General features: G+C 68.3%; 18 protein-coding genes, 1 tRNA gene and 1 pseudogene. 6 read left to right on the top strand and 14 right to left on the bottom strand.

From position 1 onward, the window contains the following. The first annotated feature begins 80 nt into the window (after nt 1–80). Entirely contained in the window at nt 81–662 is a 582-nt protein-coding gene (locus ACZ6IE_RS04875; RefSeq protein WP_445997335.1) for an Lrp/AsnC family transcriptional regulator, read from the top strand. 10 nt (nt 663–672) lie between these two features. Here the strand turns inward: ACZ6IE_RS04875 and ACZ6IE_RS04870 are convergent, their stop codons facing one another. Continuing rightward, nucleotides 673–1,050: a hypothetical protein gene (locus tag ACZ6IE_RS04870; RefSeq protein WP_464607025.1), complete on the bottom strand. Its 378-nt coding sequence runs from the start codon at nt 1,048–1,050 to the stop codon at nt 673–675. A gap of 182 nt (nt 1,051–1,232) precedes the next feature. Between ACZ6IE_RS04870 and ACZ6IE_RS04865 the strand changes: the two genes are divergently transcribed. Continuing rightward, nucleotides 1,233–2,645 (top strand): aminopeptidase P family protein, encoded by a 1,413-nt coding sequence (locus ACZ6IE_RS04865; protein ID WP_464607024.1) that lies wholly within the window; start codon nt 1,233–1,235, stop codon nt 2,643–2,645. Nucleotides 2,646–2,667: 22 nt separating this feature from the next. On the opposite strand, the gene ACZ6IE_RS04860 is transcribed toward ACZ6IE_RS04865, so the two are convergent. From ACZ6IE_RS04860 to hisS, 7 genes and pseudogenes are all read right to left on the bottom strand, one after another. After that, nucleotides 2,668–2,744, bottom strand: a tRNA-Leu gene (locus ACZ6IE_RS04860). Nucleotides 2,745–2,801: 57 nt separating this feature from the next. After that, the gene (locus ACZ6IE_RS04855) at nt 2,802–4,409 is read right to left on the bottom strand and encodes an NAD(P)/FAD-dependent oxidoreductase (RefSeq protein WP_464607023.1); all 1,608 of its coding nucleotides are present in this window, start codon (nt 4,407–4,409) and stop codon (nt 2,802–2,804) included. Nucleotides 4,410–4,448: 39 nt separating this feature from the next. Beyond that, nucleotides 4,449–5,780 carry a S8 family serine peptidase gene (locus ACZ6IE_RS04850; protein WP_464607022.1) on the bottom strand — a complete coding sequence of 444 codons (1,332 nt, stop codon included), beginning with the start codon at nt 5,778–5,780 and terminating at the stop codon, nt 4,449–4,451. A 207-nt stretch (nt 5,781–5,987) separates the two neighbouring features. Continuing rightward, nucleotides 5,988–6,488, bottom strand: a pseudogene (locus ACZ6IE_RS04845) (DUF501 domain-containing protein); the annotation flags it as partial. A 16-nt stretch (nt 6,489–6,504) separates the two neighbouring features. Further along, on the bottom strand, nt 6,505–7,104 hold the full coding sequence (locus ACZ6IE_RS04840; protein ID WP_464607021.1) for an FtsB family cell division protein: 600 nt from the start codon (nt 7,102–7,104) through the stop codon (nt 6,505–6,507). 72 nt (nt 7,105–7,176) lie between these two features. Then, complete coding sequence (gene eno / locus ACZ6IE_RS04835; protein ID WP_464607020.1) at nt 7,177–8,457, bottom strand: phosphopyruvate hydratase; 1,281 nt, start codon at nt 8,455–8,457, stop codon at nt 7,177–7,179. 159 nt (nt 8,458–8,616) lie between these two features. Continuing rightward, the gene (gene hisS, locus ACZ6IE_RS04830; protein ID WP_464607019.1) at nt 8,617–9,918 is read right to left on the bottom strand and encodes a histidine--tRNA ligase; all 1,302 of its coding nucleotides are present in this window, start codon (nt 9,916–9,918) and stop codon (nt 8,617–8,619) included. 149 nt (nt 9,919–10,067) lie between these two features. On the opposite strand from hisS, the gene ACZ6IE_RS04825 reads away from it, so the two are divergent. Together ACZ6IE_RS04825 and ACZ6IE_RS04820 are read left to right on the top strand one after the other, a co-directional pair. Further along, entirely contained in the window at nt 10,068–11,048 is a 981-nt protein-coding gene (locus ACZ6IE_RS04825) for an ABC transporter ATP-binding protein (protein WP_464607018.1), read from the top strand. Further along, nucleotides 11,045–12,205, top strand: coding sequence for an ABC transporter permease (locus ACZ6IE_RS04820; protein ID WP_464607017.1), 1,161 nt, complete (start codon nt 11,045–11,047; stop codon nt 12,203–12,205). Before ACZ6IE_RS04825 ends, ACZ6IE_RS04820 begins: the two co-directional genes overlap by 4 nt. 77 nt (nt 12,206–12,282) lie before the next feature. On the opposite strand, the gene ACZ6IE_RS04815 is transcribed toward ACZ6IE_RS04820, so the two are convergent. Continuing rightward, entirely contained in the window at nt 12,283–13,098 is an 816-nt protein-coding gene (locus ACZ6IE_RS04815) for a nucleoside triphosphate pyrophosphohydrolase (protein WP_464607016.1), read from the bottom strand. 177 nt (nt 13,099–13,275) lie between these two features. Here ACZ6IE_RS04815 and ACZ6IE_RS04810 point away from each other — a divergent pair, with 177 nt between their 5' ends. Next, nucleotides 13,276–14,445 (top strand): Na+/H+ antiporter NhaA, encoded by a 1,170-nt coding sequence (locus tag ACZ6IE_RS04810; RefSeq protein ID WP_464607015.1) that lies wholly within the window; start codon nt 13,276–13,278, stop codon nt 14,443–14,445. Between the two features lie 96 nt (nt 14,446–14,541). On the opposite strand, the gene mfd is transcribed toward ACZ6IE_RS04810, so the two are convergent. The 3 genes from mfd to ACZ6IE_RS04795 all read right to left on the bottom strand — a co-directional run bounded on the left by mfd (nt 14,542) and on the right by ACZ6IE_RS04795 (nt 19,720). Next, nucleotides 14,542–18,180 carry a transcription-repair coupling factor gene (gene mfd, locus ACZ6IE_RS04805; protein ID WP_464607014.1) on the bottom strand — a complete coding sequence of 1,213 codons (3,639 nt, stop codon included), beginning with the start codon at nt 18,178–18,180 and terminating at the stop codon, nt 14,542–14,544. A 174-nt stretch (nt 18,181–18,354) separates the two neighbouring features. After that, the gene (gene pth, locus ACZ6IE_RS04800) at nt 18,355–18,942 is read right to left on the bottom strand and encodes an aminoacyl-tRNA hydrolase (RefSeq protein ID WP_464607013.1); all 588 of its coding nucleotides are present in this window, start codon (nt 18,940–18,942) and stop codon (nt 18,355–18,357) included. Between the two features lie 178 nt (nt 18,943–19,120). Next, entirely contained in the window at nt 19,121–19,720 is a 600-nt protein-coding gene (locus tag ACZ6IE_RS04795) for a 50S ribosomal protein L25/general stress protein Ctc (protein ID WP_464607012.1), read from the bottom strand. 357 nt (nt 19,721–20,077) lie between these two features. On the opposite strand from ACZ6IE_RS04795, the gene gndA reads away from it, so the two are divergent. After that, nucleotides 20,078–21,556 carry an NADP-dependent phosphogluconate dehydrogenase gene (gene gndA / locus ACZ6IE_RS04790; protein WP_464607011.1) on the top strand — a complete coding sequence of 493 codons (1,479 nt, stop codon included), beginning with the start codon at nt 20,078–20,080 and terminating at the stop codon, nt 21,554–21,556. An 88-nt stretch (nt 21,557–21,644) separates the two neighbouring features. On the opposite strand, the gene ACZ6IE_RS04785 is transcribed toward gndA, so the two are convergent. Together ACZ6IE_RS04785 and ACZ6IE_RS04780 are read right to left on the bottom strand one after the other, a co-directional pair. Then, nucleotides 21,645–22,418, bottom strand: coding sequence for an IclR family transcriptional regulator (locus tag ACZ6IE_RS04785; RefSeq protein WP_464607010.1), 774 nt, complete (start codon nt 22,416–22,418; stop codon nt 21,645–21,647). 164 nt (nt 22,419–22,582) lie between these two features. Further along, the gene (locus tag ACZ6IE_RS04780; protein ID WP_464607009.1) at nt 22,583–23,560 is read right to left on the bottom strand and encodes a ribose-phosphate diphosphokinase; all 978 of its coding nucleotides are present in this window, start codon (nt 23,558–23,560) and stop codon (nt 22,583–22,585) included. Nucleotides 23,561–23,588: the final 28 nt, after the last annotated feature.

Below are 23,588 nucleotides of genomic sequence, written 5' to 3'. Positions count from 1 at the left end.
CTCGAAATTCGTGCGGCGATGCCATAACCTCTCAAACACTCACCCCGAGCACCCTCCCGTCTGGACAAATGGAGAAGACGATGCAATTGGATGACACGCACGTTCGGATGCTGGAGCTGCTGCGCGAGGACGGCCGCATGTCCGTCGCGGCCCTCGCCGAACACCTGGGCATCTCGCGCTCCAACGCCTATGCCCGATACGAGGCGTTGTTGCGATCGGGCGTAGTGAAGGGCGTGCACGCCGAGGTGGAGCCATCCGCTGTCGGTCTCGGGGTCGCGGCCATGGTGTTCATCACCCTGCGGCAGAGTCAGTGGGCCGATTTCCGGGCGCGGTTGTCGTCGGTGCAGGAGCTCGAGTACTTCGCGGTGACGACGGGCGAGCACGACGGCATGATGCTCGTGCGGGCGCCCGATGTGGCCGCCATCCACGAACTTGTCGCCACGCAGCTGGCGCAGTGGCCCTCGATCAAGGCGACGACGACCGTGTTCGTCATGGACGAGGAGCGGGCACAGGTGTCGCTGCGTATGGCGCGGTCGAGCCGCACGTCGGTCGAGGATTCGGGCGAGCGGTTCGGCATGACCCGGTTCGTGCGCACGAGTGACGAGCGCGCGCAACGGGTGCCCGAGCGGGCGCCTCGCGTGCCGGAACGCCGAGGGCGGTAGCTCGGTTCTTCTAGACAGTGACCTCGCGGCACACACTGACGTGAAGCTGCCCATCGGGGGTGCGGAACTCCTCGGTGAGCAACAGCGTGCCGTCGGTGTCGCGCGAGATGACGGATGTCGCCGCCCCCGTCGTCGTGTTGTCGTCGTGGCCGCGGTGCACGAAGTTCACGTCGATGCGGGCGTCGTGGCGCACACCGCAGAATCGTCCGACCGAGACGGTGTCGCCGATGTACTCCCCCCACAGCACCCCGGACTTCTCGTGATAGACGAAGCGCGTCGGTGCGCTGGCATCCACCGCACTGGCGGTCGACGAGACCATGTCGAAGACGCGGCGGTCGAGATCGATCGCGAGGGTGTCGGTGGTGTCGGGGAGGTTCGTTCCTGTCATGACGCTCATTGTGGAGATCGGCTCGAACGGCTGTCAACCGCGCCGCGATCCGTCCGCCGATCGGATGGCCGGGATCATCCGCCCGGGACGAATTTTCGAGAATCGGGCGCCGCCGCGGATGAATCGCCGAACGTCTGTGCAGCGACTTGACGACCGTGCCGCCCGGATGTCTTACTGGCAGCATGTCTGCCGAACCGTTCGCGTTTCGCGATCCCCGCACCCAGCCGTTGCCCGACACCGACGCGTTCCGCTCCTATATGGCGGCCGATTGGGGACCGGTCGACCGACACGTCGATCTGGTCGAGGGGGCCGCGGAGTCGGCGGCGGGCCACCGAGCCGCACTGAGCGCTCAGTTCGCGGGGCGCACGCTGGTTGTGACGTCCGGCCGGTCGGCCGTGCGGGCGAACGACACCGAGTACCCGTTCCGCGCTGACAGCGACTTCGTGTGGTTGACCTCCTGCCAGGCCGAGGGTGCCGTGCTGGTCATGACGCCCGCGGGCACCGGACACGACGCCACGCTCTTCATCCCCGAGCCCGCCCCGCCGGGCGACGAGGTGTTCTATGGCGATGCCCTGCGCGGCGAACTGTGGATCGGGCCCGTCGCGGGGCTCGCCGACTGGTCCGCGGCGCTCGGCATCGAGGTGCGCTCGCTCGACCTGCTCGACCGGGCTCTCGACGCTCTTCCCGCTGATTCCCTCGGCGCCGGCGCACCCGAGCCCCGCACGGCAACGCGCGTCCGAGAGTCCGGTGAGCTGCTGATGGCCCTCTCCGCCGCCAAACTCGTCAAGGACGGCTGGGAGGTCAGCCAGCTGCGCGCGGCCGTCGACGCCACCGTGGAGGGCTTCCGCTCCGTCATCCGTGAGCTACCCTCGGCTCTATCGTTCGGCGGCGAACGCTGGCTGCAGTCCACCTTCGAACGCCACGCCCGCACCTTCGGCAACGGCGTCGGCTATTCGACCATCATCGGCAGCGGCCCACACGCCCCCACCCTGCACTGGACGCGCTGCGACGGCCCGGTTCTCGCCGACCACGTCATCCTCATCGATGCGGGCGTCGAAGCCCGCACGCTCTACACCGCGGATGTCACGCGCTCGTTCCCCGCCGGCGGCACGTTCTCCCCGGCGCAACGCCTCGTGCACGACCACGTGGAGCGCGCCCACCGCGCCGCCATGGCCCAGGTCGCCCCGGGCAAAACGTTCCTCGACATGCGCAACACCGCCTACGAGTCCATCGCCACGTCGCTGCACGAGCTCGGCATCCTCACGGTCTCGGTCGACGAGGCCATGTCGCCGGGCGGCCAGCAGCACCGCCGCTACCTGCCGAGCGGCACGGGGCACCACCTGGGCCTCGACGTGCACGACTGCGCGAAGATCGGCGACGAACGCTACCTGCACGAACCGCTGCAGCCGGGCGCCGTCCTCACGGTCGAGCCGGGCCTCTACTTCCATGCCAACGACCTCACGGTCCCGCCGGAGCTGCGCGGCATCGGCGTGCGCCTCGAGGACGACCTGCTGGTCACATCATCGGGCCAGGACATCCTCTCGCGCGCGCTCCCCATCGACGCCCCGGGCATCGAAACCTGGATGCGCGGCTGACCCGGTTGGACTGACCGGTAGGTGGTGCCCCCACAGGGACTCGAACCCTGACTGAAGCGATTTTAAGTCGCCTGCCTCTGCCGATTGGGCTATGGGGGCTGGTGCGCGAAGAGCCCGCCCGGATGCCGGGACGGGCTCTTCGACGTACTGCTGAGGTTACTTCGTCTCGGCCGGGGTGGTGGTTCCCGTCGGGACGTCGGCCGGAGTGGGGTCTTCCACCGGGGCGTCGGCCTTCTTGGCGGGAGCCTTCTTAGCCGGCGCCTTCTTGGCGGGAGCCTTCACGGGCTCGGCGGACGTGCCGGCCGCGTCGGTGCTCGACTGCGAGGGAGCCTCGGAGTCGGACGGGGCCGTGTTGGCGGCACCCGAGGCGGCGTCGGTGGACGGCGACGACGAGTAGGAGGCCGGGATGGGCTTCTGAGCAGGCTCGGCCGGGGCCGCCGCGGCGGGCTTCGGACGCGAGGCGAACTGCTCGAACACGGCGCGCGGCGTCTGCACGGCGGAGATGCCGGCGATGTCGCGACCGAGGAAGAAGTTGCCGACCCATCCGCCGATGACGCGCAGCTTGCGCTCCCAGCTGGGCATGGCCAGACCGTGGTAGCCACGGTGTGCGAGCCAGGCGGGAACACCCTTGATGGCGATCTTGCCGGACTGGAAGACACCCACGCCGATGCCGAGGCCCGCGACGGCGCCCAGGTTCTCGTGCGAGTACTTCTGGGGCTGTTCGCCGCGCAGGTCGGCGACGACGTTCTTCGCGAGCAGCTTGCCCTGACGGACGGCGTGCTGGGCGTTGGGCACGCAGAAGCCGCCGACGCCTCCACCCGTGATGTCGGGGACGGCTGCGACGTCACCGGCGGTCCAGGCGTTCGGGATGAACTCGTCGTCGGTGCCGATGCGCAGGTCGGCGCGGGCCACGAGGCGGCCGCGCTCTTCGATCGGGAGGTCGGTGTTGCGCACGATCTGGGGGTTGGCCATGACGCCGGCGGTCCAGACGATGAGGTCGGACTCGAACGACTCTCCCGTTGACAGCTCGATGGTGCCGTCGACGGCGCTCTTCAGCTGCGTGTCGAGGTGCACGTTGGCGCCGCGCTCGGCCAGGTTTTTGAGCACCCAGTGGCTGGTCTTCAGCGAGACCTCGGGCATGATGCGGCCCATGGCTTCGATGAGGTGGAAGTGCGTGTCTTCGAAGTCGATCTGCGGGTAGTACTCGATGAGCGCCGACGCGAACGAACGCAGTTCGGCGAACACCTCGATACCGGCGAAGCCACCGCCGACGACGACGAACGTGAGCAGACGGTCGCGCTCGGGGCCCGCGGGCAGCTGTGCGGCCTTGTCGAAGTTGTCGAGCACGCGGTCGCGGATGGCGACGGCCTCTTCGATGGTCTTGAGGCCGATGGCCTCGTCGGCGACACCCGGGATCGGGAAGGTGCGCGAGACGGCACCGGCCGTGACGATGACCTGGTCGTATTCGAAGTCGTAGGCCTCGCCGAGGGGCGGCTGGATGGTCGCCTTCTTCTCGGCGTGGTTCACGTAGGTGACCTTGGCCGTGATGACCTTGGTGTGGTTGAGGTGGCGTCGGTGGGACACGACCGCGTGGCGGGGCTCGATCGAACCGGAAGCGACCTCCGGCAGGAACGGCTGGTAGGTCATGTAGGGAAGCGGGTCGACCATGGTCACTTCGGCTTCACCCTTGCGCAGGTGCTTCTCGAGCTTCCAGGCAGTGTAGAAGCCGGCGTAACCTCCGCCGACAATCAGGATTTTGGGCACGTTGGAAAAATCTCCTACCTCGGTCAGTATGCACACAGGCTACTCCCTGTGAGCCACCCGTCTGAAATGCCGGGTGACGCCGATGGCCCCGAGCATTACGAGAGTACCAGTTCCGAGAAGGACGGCTAGCGGAATGCTCACGTACAGCAGGGTCTCGGTGGTGGGCAGGAACGGGTTCGGGCGCGCGGCAGCGTCGGCGGGAGGCAGGGGCTTCGGCGTGGAGGTGTCGGTCGGCACGGGCACCGAGGTGGCGGATGCGCGGCGGTGCACGGTGATCCACTCCTGCAGCTGCTTGGCAGGGCCGGTGCCCGAGAAGGCGGGGACGTCGGCGGTGACAGCGGCTCGAGCATCCACGAGGCCGTAGCCGTAGATGGGGCTCGGGACGGCGGTGCCCTGACCCGGGGCCGGTGTGGCGGTTTTGACGACGCGGTCGATCACAGCGCCCGCGTCGAGGTCGGGGTACTTCGCTTTCACGAGGGCGACGATGCCCGCGACGATGGGTGAGGCGCCGGATGTTCCGGACCATCCCACGTAGCTGCCGTCGGGCGACACTCCCACGAGCTCTTCGCTGGGCGCGGCGACCGAGATGGTGATGCCCTGGCTCGAGGCGTCGAAGCTGGCGGTCTTGTCGCGTTTCACCCCGCCGACGACGAGCACGCCGGGGATGGTGGCCGGGGCTCCGACCTCTTCGGTGCCGCTCCCCCGGTTGCCGGCCGCCGCGACGACGACGACGTTGTGCTCGAAGGCGTATTTGAAGGCGTCGTCCCAGCTCTCGGGCCAGTCGAGCGTGTTGGTGGTGAGGGACATGTTGATCACGTCGGCACCGTTGTCGACGGCCCACCGGATGCCCGAGGCGATCTGATCTTCGAACGGGACGGTCGATCCGCTCGTGCGGAAGCCGACCGATACTGACAGGAGCGTGGCGTCGGGGGCTGCACCGAGCACGCCGTTGTCTCCGCCCGCACCGCGGCCCGCGGCGAGCGAGCCGACCCAGCTGCCGTGCTCTTTCTCGTCTTTCTGGCCGAGGGGCGTGCGCCCGTCTGGGCTGCCGACACCCGAGGCGTCGTATCCGGCGGCCACGGCTCCGTTGAACTCGGCGGGGCCGGAGGAGATGCCCGTGTCGATGACGGCGATGGTGACGCCGGCGCCGCGCGTGGTGTTCCAGGCGTCGCGGATGCCGTAGTCGGAGAGCCAGTATTCGGCGTCGCGAACGGCGTCGGCGTGCGCGGGTGTGACTCCGCCGAAGACCGTGGCGAGGCCGATGAGTGCCGCGATCGTGGCCGAGGCGGCTCGCGGAGCCCGCCCACGCGACCGTGTCGTTCCGCCCGCAGCGCCCATCCCCCGGTCGCTGCCCTTCCGTCCCCAGGCCATCGTCTACTCGCGACCGGTTGAATCGCCGAGGGCGGCGGTGGCCGAGGCAGGCGCGGAAGCGGACGTGGCCGGGGTGGCGGAAGTCGTCGCCGCGGCGGATGCCGAAGCGCGCGCCGTTGCAGAGGTGGGCGCCGATGCGGAGGTGGGCGCCGATGCGGATGCCGGCAGGTCGAGCGGCTCGTCGCTGACGTCGTCGCCGAGGTCGTAGACATCGCACTGGCAGACGTCGGGGCTCCAGGTGCTGCGTTCGAGCGCGAGGTCGCCGATGGGGTTGACGCCCGCACCGGCGGCGAGCGAGTGCCCGGCGAGTGCGTGCAGGCATTTCACGCGAACGGGCATTCCGCCCGCAGAGATGCCGTGGATCTCGTCGACGACGCCGATTCTCTCACGGTCGGCGAGATAGGCCTCGTGCGCGGCGCGGTAGCGCTGTTGCAGGTCGTCGTCACCGGCGAGCTGGTCGTTGTATTCGTTCATCACCTGGGTGGCTTCGAGAGCCGAGATGGCCGCCGTGGCGGCCGGGTGGGTGAGGTAGTAGAAGGTGGGGAACGGCGTGCCGTCTTTCAGGCGCGGGGCCGTGGAGACGACGGTGGGCGCTCCGCAGACGCAGCGCGCGGCGATGCCGACGACGTCGCGCGCGGGCCGCCCGAGTTGGGCGGAGACGGTGCGGATGTCTCGCGTGCTGACCGGTCCGAAGGGCGGGGTGCTCATATGTCCATTATCGGGTCTAGGGGGTGGGTGCGGGGCTGGATCCGCCGGTGCCGGGTGTGGTGCCGGCGCCGCCCGTGCTGCCGGGCCCGGGCGTGACGTCGGCGAGTCCGGAGCTCATGACCGATCCGAGGAGCGCTTGGCCCCAGTCGATGTCGGTTTCGGTGAGTGTGTCACTGACGGGCGTTTCGGTGTCGCCGAGGAGGGCGGGGTCGACGTCGTCGATGACGATGAAGCTGATCTCGCCGGGGTTGGCGTAGAAGAGGCGGTCGCGAGCCTGCGTGGTGACGTAGGTGCTGTCGTTCCAACGCTGGCGTTCGGCGGTGAGCTGGTCGATCTGGTCGGCGCGGTCGTCGACGGTCTGTTGCAGGGCGGCGATCTGTTGCCGTTGTTCGATGTACGCCTTGAGGTTGGGTGCCAAGACGACAACGCCGAGCACGATGACGGCGAGCATGAGCACGGTGAAACCTGAGAAGCGGATGCCGCGCAGCCAGTTGCCGCGCTCGGTCTCGGCTTGTGCGCGGCTCTCGTCGCCGGCGCGGTCGAAGCGGCTGCCCGAGGCGGTCGCCGCCGGGCGCGCTTTCGGGGCCGGCCGGTTGGTGACGGGCTTTTTCGGCACGGGCCGTCCTCCTGACGCAGAAAGCTCCGGGTGTCGCTGACGCGAAGCACCCGGAGCTTTCAGTGGTGCTTGTTACGCCTGGAAACGCGGGAAGGCGGAGCGGCCGGCGTACACGCCAGAGTCGCCCAGCTCTTCTTCGATCCTCAGCAACTGATTGTACTTCGCGACGCGCTCGGAGCGGGCAGGCGCACCGGTCTTGATCTGGCCGGCGTTGGTGGCGACGGCGAGGTCGGCGATGGTGGTGTCTTCGGTCTCTCCCGAACGGTGCGACAGGATCGCGGTGTAGGAGGAGCGCTGCGCGAGCGACACGGCATCGAGCGTCTCGGTGAGCGTGCCGATCTGGTTGACCTTGACGAGCAGCGAGTTGGCAGCACCGCGACGGATGCCGTCGGCCAGACGCGTCGGGTTGGTGACGAACAGGTCGTCGCCGACGATCTGAACCTTTTTGCCCAGCTCGGGCGTGAGGTGGGCGTAGCCTTCCCAGTCGTCTTCGTCGAGAGGGTCTTCGATGGTGACCAGCGGGTAGTTGGCGACGAGCTCGGAGTAGTAGGCCGTCATCTCCTGGCTCGAGAGCTGCTTGCCCTCGAACTGGTAGGCGCCGTCCTTGAAGAACTCGCTCGAGGCCACGTCGAGGCCGAGGGCGATGTCGGTGCCGGGCGTGAAGCCGGCCTTCTGGATGGCTTCGACGATGAGGTCGAGCGCAGCGCGGTTGTTGGAGAGGTCGGGGGCGAAGCCACCCTCGTCGCCGAGGCCGGTCGCGAAGCCCTGGGCCTTGAGCAGGCTCTTGAGGGAGTGGTAGGTCTCGACGCCCCAGCGGACGGCCTCGCTGAAGGACTCTGCACCGATGGGCAGGACCATGAACTCCTGGATGTCGACGCCGGTGTCGGCGTGCGCGCCACCGTTGATGATGTTCATGAGGGGAACGGGCAGCACGTGCGCGTTCGGGCCACCGACGTAGCGGTAGAGCGGGAGGTCGGCCGAGTCGGCAGCGGCCTTGGCGACCGCGAGGCTGACGCCGAGGATGGCGTTGGCGCCGAGGCGGCTCTTGTTCTCGGTGCCGTCGAGCTCGATCATGGTCTGGTCGACGAGGCGCTGGTCGTCGGCCTCGAGTTCTTCGACCGCCGGGGCGATCTCGTCGAGGACGGCGTCGACGGCCTTGAGGACACCCTTGCCCTGGTAGCGATCCTTGTCGCCATCGCGCAGCTCGTAGGCTTCGAATGCGCCGGTGGAGGCGCCGGAGGGGACGGCAGCGCGGCTGACCGTGCCGTCATCGAGCAGAACCTCGACCTCGACGGTCGGGTTGCCACGGGAGTCCAGGATTTCGCGAGCGCCTACTGCCTCGATGAGTGCCACTTGATGTGCTCCTTGCTGGGAAAGTGTTCGTTTCGTGGGCCGCACAGGCCCGGGGCCAGTCTAGCGACACGGGGTGTGAGGGCATCCGTGTGTGTCGACCTGTTGATGAATGTTCAGCTCGGCGACCTGTGCAGAACGATCTGCGGGCCACGACGGGCGTCAGCCGAGGGGTTTGAACTCGAGCTGGTCGACCGTGCTCGTGTCGCGACCGACGAACGCGAACGCCCCGAACCCGGCGGCCTCGACGCGATCGAGCGTGGCCTTGAGGTTCTTCGTGCGGCGCTCGAGGCGCACACGCTTACCCGCCGCCACGAGCGCCGTCTTGAGCAGCGCCAACTGCGCGGGCTGCGCGTCGGCGTCGTGCACCAGGACGACCTGGTCGGCGGCACCCGTCGCGTCGGCCTCGACAAGGTCGACGATGCGCTCGAAGCCGATCGAGAAGCCGGCGGCCGGCACGTCTTGGCCGAGGAAACGGCCGATCATGCCGTCGTAGCGACCGCCGCCGCCGAGCGAATAGCCGAAATCGGGGTGTTCGATCTCGAAGATCGTGCCCGTGTAGTAGCCCATGCCCCGCACGAGGAACGGGTCGAAGACGAGGACCGCCGCCGCGTCGGCCTGCTGCACCGCGGCGCCGATGTCGGCGAGCGACTGCAGCGCCTCTGGCGCGACACCCGACGGGACTTCGCGCTGGATCGACTCGAGCCCGAAGGGGTGGATGGTGTCGTCGACACCATCGCTGACCCGCGCCGTGAGGTAGGCGCCGAATGCCTCGACCGCCTCGGCCGACGAGCTGCGCTCGCGCAGCTCGCCCACGACACCCTCCGCGCCGATCTTGTCGAGCTTGTCGATGGTGATGAGCACCTGGGCGTGCTCGTTCGCAGCGAAACCGAATGAGTCGAGCAGGCCGAGCAGTACACGCCGGTCGTTGATGCGCACACGCGTGCCCGAGAGGCCGAGGGTGCGCAGGGCGGCGGCGGTCGCGGTGATCAGCTCCACCTCGGCCAGCGGGCCCGCCTCGCCGATGATGTCGATGTCGCACTGCACGAACTGGCGGTAGCGACCCTTCTGCGGGCGTTCGGCACGCCAGACCGGTGCGATCTGAATGGACCGGAAGACCGGCGGCAGCTCGGCGCGGTGCGTTGCATAGAAACGGGCGAGCGGCACCGTGAGGTCGAACCGCAGCCCGAGGTCGGTGAGCCCGGACTGATCGCCCGAATCGGCCGCGTGGGCGAGCGCCGTGGCGTCGAGCCCACGCTTCAGCACCGAGAAGGCGAGCTTCTCGTTGTCGCCGCCGAGCCCCGAATGCAGCCGCTCGAAATCCTCGACGACGGGGGTCTCGATCTCGTCGAAGCCGTGGGCCGAATAGACCGACCGGATGACGCCGAGCGCGTGCTCGCGACGCGCCTTCTCGGCGGGGAGGAAATCGCGCATGCCGCGCGGCGGGTTCACGGATGTTGCCATGCAGACGATTCTTCCACGGGGCGCGTGTGGCCCCCGCATCCGCTCGCCCGCTGTGGAGAAGAACGGGGTTCGCCGCCTGTGGAGAGCCGTCACGGCCCTGTCACACGCAGCGGCTATGCTCGGCCTGACCGATGACGGCAGGGGGAAGAGTGAGCATCGAAGTCGATACCGGGCGTGGCCCGACATCGGACGGAACGTCACCGCACGGGGGCATCATCGTGACAGACGTGAAGCGATCGTTCGGGGCGGTGCACGCCGTGCGCGACGCGTCATTCGAGGCGCACCCCGGTTCGGTGACCGCGCTCATTGGCCCGAACGGCTCGGGCAAGACGACACTCATGCTCATGCTGGCAAGCCTGCTCGCACCCCAACAGGGTAGCATCCGCGTGGCCGGTTTCGACCCCGTTGCGCAACCCCTCGAGGTGCGGCGGCGACTCGGGTGGATGCCCGACGCGCTCGGCTCCTGGGGCGCGCTCACCGTACGCCAGGCGTTGACCACCACGGCGGCGCTCTACGGAATGCCCCGCGACGAAGCATCCAGCCGCACCGAAGAACTGCTCGACATCGTCGACCTGGTTCCGCTCGCCGACCAGGCCAGCCGATCCCTTTCGCGCGGGCAGAAGCAGCGACTGTCGCTCGCACGCGCTATCGTGCACGACCCCTCGGTGCTCGTGCTCGACGAGCCGGCCTCGGGTCTCGATCCGGGCGCCCGCGCATCGCTGCGCGAACTCGTACGCCGGTTCGCCGGGCAGGGCAAGACCGTGCTGGTGTCGTCGCATGTGCTCGCCGAGCTCGACGAGATGGCCGACGCCGCCGTATACATCGAGCAGGGAGCCACCGTCAGCGCCGAACGAGTGGCTCGGGCTCGGTCGGGCCTGCGTGATTGGCGCATCCGGGCGACCTCCGCCGGGACGCCGCTCGGGCACGCGCTGCTCGCACTCGGGCTGCCGGCATCCCATATCTCGGCCGACAACCTGGGCACGCTCGTCAAGGTGGGCGGCGACGAACAGGCCGCGCGCCTACTGACCGATCTCGTCGGCCGCGGCGTCTCGATCAGCGCCTTCGCCCCCGCCGTCGGCGAACTCGAACACACCTTCCTCGATATCACCGACCGCGGAGGCCGACGATGACCGCCACCGAACCGCAGCCCGGCCGCTTCGTGCCGCACACTCCCCCGCCCAGCGCCGATGCACCCCGCGCCCGCGGTCTGAGCTGGTTCGGCGGCGTCGGGGTCATCATCGGGCTCGAACTGCGCCAGCGCGTGCGGGGCGTCTCGTTCTACGTCTTGCTCGGCCTCTTCGTGATCCTCATGCTGCTCGTCAGTGTGCCGCTCGGCATACTGGGCGGCAGCGACGACGCATTCGGGGGCGGCGGTTCCTACTACTCCGCCATCATCTACTTCGTCCTCCTGCTCGGCACGCTCATCGTCCCTGCCCTCTCGGGCAACGCCGTCAACGGCGATCGGGATGCCGGCACGCTCGCCACCACGCAGGTCACCCTCGTCGGCGCGGGACAGATCATCATCGGCAAGTTCGTTGCCGCGTGGATCACGGCCATGGCGTTCCTCGTGGTCTCGATCCCGTTCCTCCTCGTCGCCTTCGCGTCGGGAGACATGTCGGCGCGCACCATCGTCGTCTCCCTCGTGGTGCTCGCCGTCGAGCTGGCCGTGGTGGCTGCCGTCGGCGTCGGGTTGTCGGCCATCCTCACGCGGCCCCTGTTCTCGGTGACCGTGACCTATCTGGTGATCGCAGCCCTGTCGATCGGCACCCCGATCGCCTTCGCGCTCGGCGGCGTCGTCGCACGCACCCCGGTGACACAGACCTACATCTCGCTCGATTACAGCGAGGAGAATGTCGACCCCGAGACGGGAGACATCATCAACTCCGTCTGCCTGCCGCCCGTGACATCGACCTACGACATGCCTCGTTTCGACCTGTTCTGGGGTGTGTTGGCCGCGAACCCGTACGTCGTGCTCGCGGATGCCTCCGCCGGCGATTTCGACGCCAACGGTCAGGCGCGCGACCTGTTCTCCGGTTTCGCTTCCGGGATCCGCTCGGCGCAGATTCCGCCCGAGAGGGAGACGGTCATCAACGACTGCGCCAGCCCGGGCAGTGAAGGCTATGCCGACGACAACCCCACCCCCGAAGAGATTTTCGAGCGGACAGTGCCGTCGTGGTTCGTCGGGTTGGGCCTGCACATCCTTCTCGGCGCCGGTCTGATCGTGTGGGGCATCGCACGCACGCGCACGCCGGCTCATCGACTTCCCCGCGGCAGCCGGATCGCCTAGCCGGGCCGCCGGGCTGCGAGGCTACGAGGCTACGAGGCTACGAGGCTACGAGGCTACGGAGCTACGGAGCTACGGAGCTACGAGGCTACGGACACGCTTTCTGCCGAGCGCACGTCGCTTTCCAGTTCACGGATAGCCCGTCGCAACGCGCGTTCGGCATCGAGACCGGCGCCCCGCGCTTCCTGAACGTCCGCGAGGAGACGACGGCCGAGTTCGAGTTCCGCGTCCGCGCTCGAGTCCGGGTCTGCGTCCACATTCGGGTCTACGTCCGCGTTCGCGTTCGCGTTCGCGTTCGCGTCAGCGTGCGCGGTCGAGTCCACGTCCGCGCCCCCGCTCGGTTCACGGTGCGCGTCCCCGCTCGGTTCACGGTGCGCGTCCCCGCTCGGTTCACGGCGCGCATCCCCCGCTCGCTCGGGGTCGAGCTGCACTCCGCCGACCGTGACCCCGACCTTGCCTGCGCGCGACAGCACCTTGTCGGCGAGAGCGAGCGCCGGCATCCCCCGCGGGATCCCGTCGAGCACGCTCGTGCGCGCCGACTTCTCGGCGGCCTTCGCGCGAAACCACAGAGTCATGACCTCCTCGGGCGTCGTGGCGACCTCGTCGCCGAAGACGTGCGGATGCCGCGGCACCATCTTGTCGAGCGCGGCCTGCGCCACATCGTTCAGGTCGAACGGTTCGGCACCCGCACGCGACGCGATCTCAGCGTGGAAGAGCACCTGCCACAACACGTCCCCCAGCTCCTCGACGAGCTCCGGCCGAGTGCCCGTTTCGATCGCTTCGACGAGTTCATAGCTCTCCTCGATGAGGTAGGGCACGAGGGCGTCATGGTCGATGGCCTGCGTCCATACACAGCGATCGCGGATCTGGGTCATGGCGTCGACGAGACGTTCCATCGGGGTGTTACCAGCAGGTTGGGATGCCATGGTTCTCCTCGAATAGGGACGGGGGCTCTCCGACATCCAGCCTAGCCACGCGATAGACTGGTGGTTGGTGTGCCGGGAAGTCTGGTCGGCAGGAGCGTGTCTCCTTCAGTCCGCCGTCGAACCCGTCTTCCGGGAAATCGGAGAAACATGAGCATCATTCGTTCCGAGCGCTACGCCGCATTCTTCCTCCTCGCCGCCGCAGCGCTGGGCCTCATTCTGGCCAACACCGCCATCGGCCCCGCGATCATGGGCCTGCAAGACGCGCATCTCGCCATCCCCGGCACCCCGCTCGACCTTTCCGTGGGCCACTGGATCAGCGACGGTCTGCTCGCGGTCTTCTTCTTCGTGGCCGCCATCGAGCTGAAGCACGAGCTCGTGGCGGGCGAGCTCAACACGGTGGCCAAAGCCATCCGGCCTGCCATCGCAGCCCTCGGTGGCGTCATCGTGCCGAGCGTCATCTATCTCATCGTCACGGCGGGTTCGGGCTACGAGGGTGGATGGCCCATCCCCACTGCCACCGATATCGCCTTCGCCCTCGGCGTGCTCGCCGTCTTCGGCCGCAGCCTGCCCGGTCGCTTGCGCATCTTCCTCCTGGCCCTCGCGATCCTCGACGACATCATCGCCATCGTCATCATCGCCGTGTTCTTCACCGAATCGCCGAACCTGCTTCTGCTGGCCGCGGCCGTCGTCGGCGTCGTGCTCTTCGGAGTGCTGAGTCGTCAGCTGCACACCCGCGCGCGCCCGTTCGTCATGGCCGCCATGCTGGTCGTCGGCGTGCTGACCTGGAGCGTCGTGTTGCTCTCGGGTGTGCACGCGACCATCGCGGGTGTGGCGCTCGGTCTGGCCATGGCGCTCAAGCCGGCCATGCGCACCCGGCACGCGCTCGAGCCCGTCACCAACGGTTTCGTGCTGCCGATCTTCGCGTTCTCTGCCGCTCTGGTCGCGATCCCGCAGGTGGGTGTCTCCGAACTCGCCGCGCCGTTCTGGGCCATCCTCATCGCCCTGCCGGTCGGCAAGATGATCGGCATCGGCCTCGGCGGATGGATCGCGAGCTTCTTCGGGCCGAAGGGCCAGCGCCCGCATCTGACGCCGCTGTCGCTTCTGGCCGCCGGGTCGCTCGGGGGCATCGGCTTCACGGTCTCGCTGCTCATGAACGAGCTCGCCTTTGCGAGCCAGCCCGAGGTGGCGGATGAGGGCACGCTGGCCGTGCTGCTCGGCTCGACGATCTCGATCCTGTTGTCCGCCATCTTCGTGAGCCTGCTCTCGCGGCAGCACCGTCGCCAGAAGGCCGCTGCGGCGCTCATCCACGCTCGCTAGCCCAGGTTCGACAGAGGGCACCTCGGCGCCCCGACCAGCGTCGGCACAGTTCACCTCCGCTCGCTGGCCGCCGCCGGGAGGCGCTCCCCCGCCGCGTCAGCCCGCGTTCTGCGTGGCCGCCTCGGTTTCCTTGCTGTCGGGGAAGATGGCGCCCAAGAACTGCGTCACCCAGTCGATCAGGTCGGCGTCGGGCAACGGCTGATCGCCGACGCGCGGCATGGGCACGACGAGCGCGTTGGCCTGGGCGAGGTATTTCGCGCCCGGGTACATGCGGCGCAGGCGTGCCTGGATCGAGTCGGGCAGATCGGCCGGCGCCACGCGCACGTTCGAGCCCATGGCGACCAGATCGCTGAGCCCGGCCCGTTGCGCGCGCTGACGCAGACGAGACACCTTGATCAGGTTCTGCACCGCGAGGGGCGGCTCGCCGTAACGGTCGGTGAGCTCTTCGATGACGAGCTGGATCTGGTCGTCCTTCGCCGCGGGACCCGAGGCGGCAGACAGCTTCTGGTAGGCCTCGAGCCGCAGGCGCTCGCTGTCGACGTAGTCCTCGGGGATGTGCGCGTCGACGGGCAGTTCGAGCCGCAGCTCGGTCTGCCCCTCGGCCACGTCGCCGCGGAAGGTGGAGACGGCCTCACCGATCATGCGCAGGTAGAGGTCGAACCCGACGCCAGCGATGTGCCCGGCCTGCTCGCCACCCAGCAGGTTTCCGGCACCACGGATCTCGAGGTCCTTCAGGGCCACCTGCATGCCGCTGCCGAGCTCGTTGTTGGCCGCGATGGTCGACAAACGGTCGTGGGCGGTCTCGGAGAGCGGCTTGTTCTCGTCGTAGAGGAAGTAGGCGTAGGCACGCTCACGACCGCGGCCGACACGGCCGCGCAGCTGGTGCAGCTGGCTCAGGCCGTACTTGTCTGCGCGGTCGATGATGATGGTGTTGGCGTTGGAGATGTCGAGGCCGGTTTCGATGATGGTCGTGCAGACGAGCACGTCGAACTTGCGCTCCCAGAAGTCCACGACGACCTGCTCGAGCGCAGCCTCGCCGAGCTGACCGTGCGCGATGGCGATGCGCGCCTCGGGCACGAGTTCGGCGATCTGCGCCGCGATGCGGTTGATCGACGACACCCGGTTGTGCACGAAGAACACCTGACCCTCGCGCAGTAGCTCGCGCCGGATGGCTGCCGCCACCTGCTTGTCGTTGTAGGGCCCCACGAAGCTCAGAATGGGGTGCCGCTCTTCGGGCGGCGTGGCGAGCGTGGACATCTCGCGGATGCCCGTGACGGCCATCTCGAGCGTGCGCGGAATGGGCGTCGCGCTCATGGCGAGGATGTCGACGTTGGTCTTCAGCTTCTTGAGCTTGTCTTTGTGCTCGACGCCGAAACGCTGCTCCTCGTCGATGATGACGAGCCCCAGGTCTTTGAAGATCACGTTGTCGGTGAGCAGACGGTGCGTGCCGATGACCATGTCGACCTCGCCGCGCGTGATGCCGGCGAGCGTCTCGCGGGCCTCTTTGTCGGTCTGGAAGCGGCTGAGGGCGCGCAGGTGCACGGGGAACCCGGCGAAACGCTCCTGGAAGGTCTCGAAGTGCTGTTTGACGAGCAACGTGGTCGGCACGAGCATGGCGACCTGCTTGCCATCCTGGATGGCCTTGAAGGCGGCGCGCACGGCCACCTCGGTCTTGCCGAAGCCGACGTCGCCCGAGAGCAGGCGGTCCATGGGAATGGGCCGTTCCATGTCGGCCTTGACCTCGTCGATGGTGGTCAGCTGGTCGGGCGTCTCGGCGAAGGGGAAGGCTTCTTCGAGCTCGCGCTGCCACGGGGTGTCGGGCGGGAAGGAGTGCCCCTTGCTCGCCATGCGCGCCGAGTAGAGCTTCACGAGCTCGACGGCGATATCGCGCACGGCACGACGCGCCTTGCCCTTGGCCTGCGACCAATCCGAGCCGCCCATCTTGCTGAGCTGAGGAGCCTCGCCGCCCACGTAACGCGTGAGCAGATCGAGCTGGTCGGTGGGCACGAGCAGCTTGTCGCCCGGGTATCCGCGCTTCGAGGGCGCGTATTCGAGGACGAGGTATTCGCGCATGGTCTTGACGGCGTTACGGCCACCCGAGGACACCTGGCGCTGAGACAGCTCGAGGAACTTGCCGATGCCGTGCGTCTGGTGGACGACGTAGTCGCCCGCCTTGAGCTGCATCGGGTCGACGACGTTCTTGCGCCTCGACGCGAGCTTCTTGACGACGCGGGAGTCGTAACCCGCCGTGCGGCCGTAGAACTCGGTTTCGCTGACGACCGCGAACTTGATCTCGGGCATCTCGAAGCCGTGCTCGGCGTCGGCCTGCAGCAGGTAGGCGATGCCGGTCTCGGGCTCGGCGGGCAGTTCGTCGACGGGGCGGGCGGCCACTTCGCGCTCGGCGAGGACGTCGGCGGCGCGCTCGACCAGGCCGGTGCCGCGAGCCGTCACGGCCACGGTCCAGCCCTCGGCCAGGCGCGTCTTCACGTGTTCGATGGCACCCTCGACGTTGCCCTGGAAGCTCGGCACGGCCTCGGCGTCGATGCGCACGGCCAGCAGCTCATCCATCTCGAGCTCTTCGGGCAACACATCGGTGGGGCCCTGCTGGAACGGGCTGAACGTCCACCACGGGTGGCGACTCTTCGACCCGGATGCTTCGCGGTCGCGCTTCTCGGCGTCGTGCACCGCATCGCGCAGCTCGCCGAGCGGGATGAATTCACCCGATGCCAGGTCGATGGGAGCGTTGGCGCCCACCGTGGCGGCACTCCACGCGGCAGCGAGGAACTCTCGGTTCGTCTCGGCGAGGCTGATGGCACGCGTGGCCACGCGCTCGGGCGCCATGACGGCGACGGCCGCCCCCTCGGGCAGGTAGTGCGCGATGGTGACGAGGCGGTCGAGCAGCGCGGGCGCCAGCGATTCCATGCCCTCGACCGGGATGCCCTCGCCGATCTTCTCGAGCATGCTCGACAGGCTGGGGAACTCGTGCTGCATCTCGCGAGCCCGCTGGCGCACCGATTCGCTGAGCAGCATCTCGCGGCTCGGCGGCAGCTCGACCGAGCCCACGTCTTCGGGCAGCGAACGCTGGTCGGCGACCGAGAACTTGCGGATCTGCTCGACCTCGTCGCCGAAGAAGTCGATGCGGTAGGGATGCTCGGCCACGGGCGGGAACACATCGAGGATGCCGCCGCGCACCGCGAATTCGCCGCGGCGCGACACCATGTCGACGCGCGTGTAGGCGAGGTCGACGAGGCGCAGGGTGAGCTGCCCCAGGTCGTTGCCACGGCCACCCGTCGTCAAGGTGATCGGATCGAAGTCGGTGAGGTTGTCGGCGAGCGGCTGCAGCGCCGCGCGCACCGAGGCTACCACGACGAGAGGCGTCTCTCCCGACCACTCCTTCATGCGCCGCAGCGCCTGAATGCGCTTGCCCACGATCTCGGCGCTCGGGCTCAGGCGCTCGTGCGGCAGGGTCTCCCACGACGGGAACTCGACCACCTGGGTGCCCGGTTGGATGCTCTGCAGCGCCCCGCGCAGCCCCTCGGTGTCGCGGCCGGTGGGTGCGATGACGAGCGCCGCGGCCGGGAGGCCCGCCTGCTGACGCTGTTCGAGTAGACCCGCCAGGAGGGGCACGCGCAGGCCGTCGACCACCGAGAAATCGGTGTCACGGTTGGCATGCGCCAGGGCGTCGTCGAACGTGGAGGCGCGCGAAAGCGCTCGAGTAATGCCCTGCAAAGTCACTCGCCAAGTCTACGGCCGACCACCGACACTCGGGCCGGAGTTCGCGTCAGGCGGATGGCGAGACGGCTCTCCGGGCTCGGCACACAGCACGCGACGCCCCAGGGGCAGGGCGCACGACTCGGCGCTCGGCGCTCGGCGCTCGGCGCTCGGCGCTCGGCGCTGCGCTCTCGGCGCTCAGGCCTTGGGGCTGTGGAACTTCTGCTGCGCCGACGCGAGCCCGTCGGTGATGATGGCCTCGACGGCATCCGCGCCATCGGCGATGAGGTTCGACAGCATCTGCTTCTCGGTGCCCGAGAAATCCTTCAACACGAAGTCGGCGGCCGGCTGACGCGCGTGCGGGCGACCGATGCCCACCCGCACGCGCGTGAAGTCGGCGCCGCCCGTTGCGGCCAGGATGTCGCGGATGCCGTTGTGGCCGCCGTGCCCGCCGCCCGACTTCAAGCGGATCTCATCGAACGGGATGTCGAGCTCGTCGTGCACCACGATGAGGCGGTCGGGCTGCAGCGAATAGAACTTGAGCAGCGCCGCCGTCGGCCCGCCCGACAGGTTCATGAACGAATTCGGTTTGCCGAGCACGAGCTTCGGCCCGCCGAACCCCAGACGCCCCTCGGCGACCCGGTTGTTGCTCTTGTGGGCGCCGAATCGGGCAGACATGCGCTCGGCCAACTCGTCGAGCACCATCTGGCCGACGTTGTGGCGGTTGCCCGCATATTGCGCGCCCGGGTTGCCCAATCCGACGACGATCCAGGTGTTCTCGGCCATGGGTTCCTCCCGCTCGGGCGCTCGACGTTCTCCGCGCAACCATCTGCCGACACCCGCGAAATCAACCACCCCACGATGCTAGCGGGTGCAACGAAGGGGCGGATGCTCGAGCATCCGCCCCTTCGTGTGTGCGCTGTTGCGCGAGCCGCCGTGAAGCCGTGGCGGCGGTGAAACGTGCTTATTCGGCAGCGGCCTCGGTGGACTCGTCCTCTGCGCCCTCTTCACCCTCGGCCAGCGTGGCGGCCGGCACCATGATGCCGACGACGAGCAGCTCGGGGTCGCTGATGAGCGTGGCACCGGCGGGCAGCGGAACGTCCTTCGCGAAGACGTGCTGGCCCTCTTCGAGGCCCTCGACCGAGAGCTCGAAGCCCTCGGGGATGTGGGTGGCCTCGACGCTCACGAGGAGCGTGGTGGTCTCGAGCGAGGCGATCGTGCCGGGGTAGGACTCGCCCTCGACGCGGATCGGAACCTCGACCTCGACCTTTTCGCCCTGGCGGACGACGATGAGGTCGAGGTGCTCGATGACCTGGCGAACCGGGTCCTTCTGAACGTCTTTCACGAGCGTGAGCTGCGTGGTGCCGTCGATGTCGAGGGCCAGAACGGCGTTCGACTTACGGATGATGAGCGCGACCTGGTGGCCGGGCAGCGACACGTGCTGCGGCTCGCCACCGTGGCCGTAGATGACGGCGGGGATCTTGCCCAGCGCGCGCAGCTTGCGGGCAGCGCCCTTGCCGAAGGATTCGCGCAGTTCTGCGACGACCTTGTTTTCGTCAGCCATGATTTCTCCTCCGGGGCTCGTGGCCCCGATCGTGTGCCCAACGGATGCCGGAGCACACCGTTGCAGCGTGGAGCCGCCCGCCCGGTGGGCCGACGACAGATCTGTGGTTTTCAACTCGAACGCATGTCAGCGTGAGGAAAAGCTCTGGAACGCTTGCCCACCGCGTCGATCACGGATGCCGGAGCATCCCTCGCCGAAGTTCAGGTGCCTACTCTACCGCACGTGGGCACCCCCGGCCCAGCATCCTGAGCCACCGCTACATATTCCGGCCGTCCGAGGCGCGCTTTGCTAGCGTTGATCGGAGCGCTCCACACCCGCGAACCCCCGGGCTCGCATCCGATTTAGAGGAGAAGTTCAATGGCGGATTCCACCGCAACAGGCGACACCACCGCGCAGGCCAACATCGGCGTCATCGGTCTCGCCGTCATGGGCAGCAACCTGGCCCGCAACCTCGCCAGCCGCGAGGGCAACACGGTCGCCGTGTACAACCGGTCGGCCGAGAAGACCCACACGCTGACCTCCGAGCACCCCGAGGCCAACTTCGTCGCCTCCGAGACCATCGAAGACTTCGCGAAGAGCCTGCAGACCCCCCGCACGGCCATCATCATGGTCAAGGCGGGCGCGGGCACCGACGCCGTCATTGACCAGCTCACCAAGGTCTTCGAGCCCGGTGACATCATCGTCGACGGCGGCAACGCGCTCTTCACCGACACCATCCGCCGCGAGAAGGCCGTCAAGGAGACGGGCATCCACTTCGTGGGCGCCGGCATCTCGGGCGGCGAAGAGGGTGCCCTCAAGGGCCCGAGCATCATGCCCGGCGGTTCGGCCGAGTCCTACGAGACCCTCGGCCCCATCCTGTCGTCGATCGCCGCGGTCGCCGAGGGCGAGCCCTGCGTCACCCATGTGGGCACCGACGGCGCCGGCCACTTCGTCAAGATGATCCACAACGGCATCGAATACGCCGACATGCAGCTCATCGCCGAGGCCTACGACCTGCTGCGCAAGGTGGGCGGGCTCGAGCCGGCCGAGATCGCCGACGTCTTCACCGAGTGGAATCAGGGCGAACTCGAGTCCTACCTCATCGAGATCACGGCCGAGGTGCTGCGCCAGACCGACGCCAAGACGGGCAAGCCCATCGTCGACATCATCGTCGACGAGGCCGGCTCGAAGGGCACCGGCGTCTGGACCGTGCAGAACGCGCTCGACCTGGGCGTTCCCGTCTCGGGCATCGCCGAAGCCGTCTTCGCGCGCAGCCTGTCGTCGCACCGCGAGCAGCGCGACGTGTCGACCAACCTGCCCGGCCCGTCCAACCCCTGGACGGTCTCGGAGGACGACAAGAAGGGCTTCATCGAGGATGTGCGCCTGGCGCTCTACGCCTCGAAGATCGTCGCCTACTCGCAGGGCTTCGACGCCATCAACGCGGGCGCCGAGAAGTACGAGTGGAACATCGACAAGGGTGCGATCTCGAAGATCTGGCGGGGCGGATGCATCATCCGCGCGCAGTTCCTCAACCGCATCGCCGACGCCTACGACGAGCAGCCCGCCCTCGAGGCCCTGCTCACCGCGCCGTACTTCACCGAGGCGCTCGTGCGTGCGCAGGAGTCCTGGCGCCGCGTCGTCGCCGGTGCCGCCGGTGCCGGCATCCCCGCGCCCGCGTTCTCGTCGTCGCTGTCGTACTACGACGGGCTGCGCGCCGAGCGCCTGCCCGCGTCGCTCGTGCAGGGTCAGCGTGACTTCTTCGGAGCGCACACCTACAAGCGCGTCGACGCCGAGGGCACGTTCCACACGCTGTGGTCGGGCGACCGCAGCGAGATCGAAGCGGTCGACACGCACTAGCTCGTCGACGCGGTTCGTCTGCCGCGAAAGCGCCGGTCCTTCGGGGTCGGCGCTTTCGCGTTTTTCGGGAGGCGACGAGGACGCCCGCTCACTGGGCGTGCACGGCGAGCCGCGACGCGACCGCTTCGAGCCCCGTCACGAGGCCGTGCACGACGTCGTTCGTCGCCCGCCGCGAGGGCAGCGTGACGCCCACGGCGCAGGGGCTCGCTCCCCCGGGCACGCGCACCGCGAGGCACGCCACCCCGACCACGCTCTCCTCGAGGTCGATCGCGAAGCCGCGCTGGGCCGTGGCCCGCAGGTCGTCGACGAGCGCCTCGATCGTGGCGTGCGACCGATTGGTGCGCAGCGGCAAACCGCCTTGCGCCTCGGCCGCCGTCAACCGATCGTCGAGGACGTTGCTCGGCAGCCCCGCCAACATGGCTTTGCCCACGGCCGTCGAGTAGGCCGGGGTGCGTTCACCGACGGCGGCGCTGACCCGCACGACCTCGGAGCCGCGGCGCTCGGTGAGATAGAGGACATCCGCGCCGTCGAGGGCCGCCAGACGCACGTATTCGTGCCGCAGCGGAGTGGTCGATCGCACGATGGGTAGGAAATGGCTCACCACGGTGAGCCGGTCGAGGCTGGAATGCCCGAGCTCGATGAGCCGCAGCCCGAGCGCCCAGCCGGAGTGTGTGCGGCGCACGAGGCCCGCGCTCGAGAGCGACGTGAGTAGGTTGCTGACGGATGACTTGGCCAGGTCGGTGGCATCGGCAAGCTGTGTAACAGTGGCCACGCCCCCGAGCCCGTCGATGGCCTCGAGCATGAGCACCATGCGGCGGATGGCGGGCACGGGGGCCACCCGGGTCTTCTCGTTGGTCAGCACGTGCATCACCTCCTGTGATGCAAATAAACCTCAAGAACCCCCGCAAAGCAAGAGCGTTGTTCGACCTGTGGAACGATCGCCCAAATCGGCCCTGTGGAGAACGAAAAACGAAGCCCCGCCTCCGAAAAACGGGGCGGGGCTTCGACAGAAAAGCTAGCGGAAGATCAGGCCGCACCGTCGAACATCGACGTGACCGAACCCTCTTCGAACACGGCCTGGATGGCCTGGGCGATGAGAGGCGCGATCGGCAAGATCGTGAGCTTCTCGAAGCGCTTCTCTTCGGGGATGGGCAGCGTGTCGGTGACGACGACCGAGTCGATGGCGTCGCTCTGCAGCAGCTCGACGGCCGGGTCGCTGAACACGGCGTGCGTGGCGGCGACGACGACGCCCAGGGCGCCGGCCTTCTTGAGCGCCTCGGCGGCCTTCACGATGGTGCGGCCGGTGTCGATCAGGTCGTCGACGAGCAGGCACACGCGGCCCGACACATCGCCGACGATCTCGTGCACTGACACCTGGTTGGGCACCAGCGGGTCGCGACGCTTGTGGATGATGGCGAGCGGCGCACCCAGCTTGTCGCTCCAGATGTCGGCCACGCGCACGCGACCCATGTCGGGCGACACCACGGTGAGCGTGTCGGTCGCCATCTTGGCGCGGAAGTGCTCGAGCAGCACGGGCATGGCGAAGAGGTGGTCGACGGGGCCATCGAAGAAGCCCTGGATCTGTGCGGCATGCAGGTCGACCGACATGATGCGGTCGGCGCCGGCGGCCTTGAACAGGTCGGCGACGAGGCGCGCCGAGATGGGCTCGCGGCCGCGACCCTTCTTGTCTTGACGCGCGTAGGGGTAGAACGGCGCGACGACCGTGATGCGCTTGGCGGATGCACGCTTCAACGCGTCGACCATGATGAGCTGCTCCATGAGCCACTCGTTGATGGGCGCCGTGTGCGACTGGATGACGAAGGCATCCGACCCGCGCACGCTCTCGTCGAATCGCGCATAGATCTCGCCGTTGGCGAAGGTGCGCGAATCGGTGGGAACGAGCTCGGACCCGAGCTCTGCGGCGATCTCCTCCGCCAACTCAGGGTGCGCACGCCCCGAGATCAGGACGAGGCGTTTCTGGCCGGTGATTTTGATGCCGGACACGAACCCTGCTTTCTGCCGGGCGACCCGG

This window comes from Okibacterium sp. AC114 (assembly GCF_979253355.1).
This window is presented reverse-complemented; position numbering and strand designations above follow the sequence as displayed.

What these genes read in the sequence shown, in the direction of transcription:
- ACZ6IE_RS04820 (WP_464607017.1), top strand. Translation starts at nt 11,045, where the DNA reads ATGACCGCCACCGAACCGCAGCCCGGCCGCTTCGTGCCGCACACTCCC.
- ACZ6IE_RS04810 (WP_464607015.1), top strand. Translation starts at nt 13,276, where the DNA reads ATGAGCATCATTCGTTCCGAGCGCTACGCCGCATTCTTCCTCCTCGCC.
- hisS (WP_464607019.1), bottom strand. Translation starts at nt 9,918, where the DNA reads ATGGCAACATCCGTGAACCCGCCGCGCGGCATGCGCGATTTCCTCCCC.
- gndA (WP_464607011.1), top strand. Translation starts at nt 20,078, where the DNA reads ATGGCGGATTCCACCGCAACAGGCGACACCACCGCGCAGGCCAACATC.
- ACZ6IE_RS04795 (WP_464607012.1), bottom strand. Translation starts at nt 19,720, where the DNA reads ATGGCTGACGAAAACAAGGTCGTCGCAGAACTGCGCGAATCCTTCGGC.
- ACZ6IE_RS04865 (WP_464607024.1), top strand. Translation starts at nt 1,233, where the DNA reads ATGTCTGCCGAACCGTTCGCGTTTCGCGATCCCCGCACCCAGCCGTTG.
- ACZ6IE_RS04870 (WP_464607025.1), bottom strand. Translation starts at nt 1,050, where the DNA reads ATGACAGGAACGAACCTCCCCGACACCACCGACACCCTCGCGATCGAT.
- pth (WP_464607013.1), bottom strand. Translation starts at nt 18,942, where the DNA reads ATGGCCGAGAACACCTGGATCGTCGTCGGATTGGGCAACCCGGGCGCG.
- ACZ6IE_RS04875 (WP_445997335.1), top strand. Translation starts at nt 81, where the DNA reads ATGCAATTGGATGACACGCACGTTCGGATGCTGGAGCTGCTGCGCGAG.
- ACZ6IE_RS04850 (WP_464607022.1), bottom strand. Translation starts at nt 5,780, where the DNA reads ATGGCCTGGGGACGGAAGGGCAGCGACCGGGGGATGGGCGCTGCGGGC.
- ACZ6IE_RS04815 (WP_464607016.1), bottom strand. Translation starts at nt 13,098, where the DNA reads ATGGAACGTCTCGTCGACGCCATGACCCAGATCCGCGATCGCTGTGTA.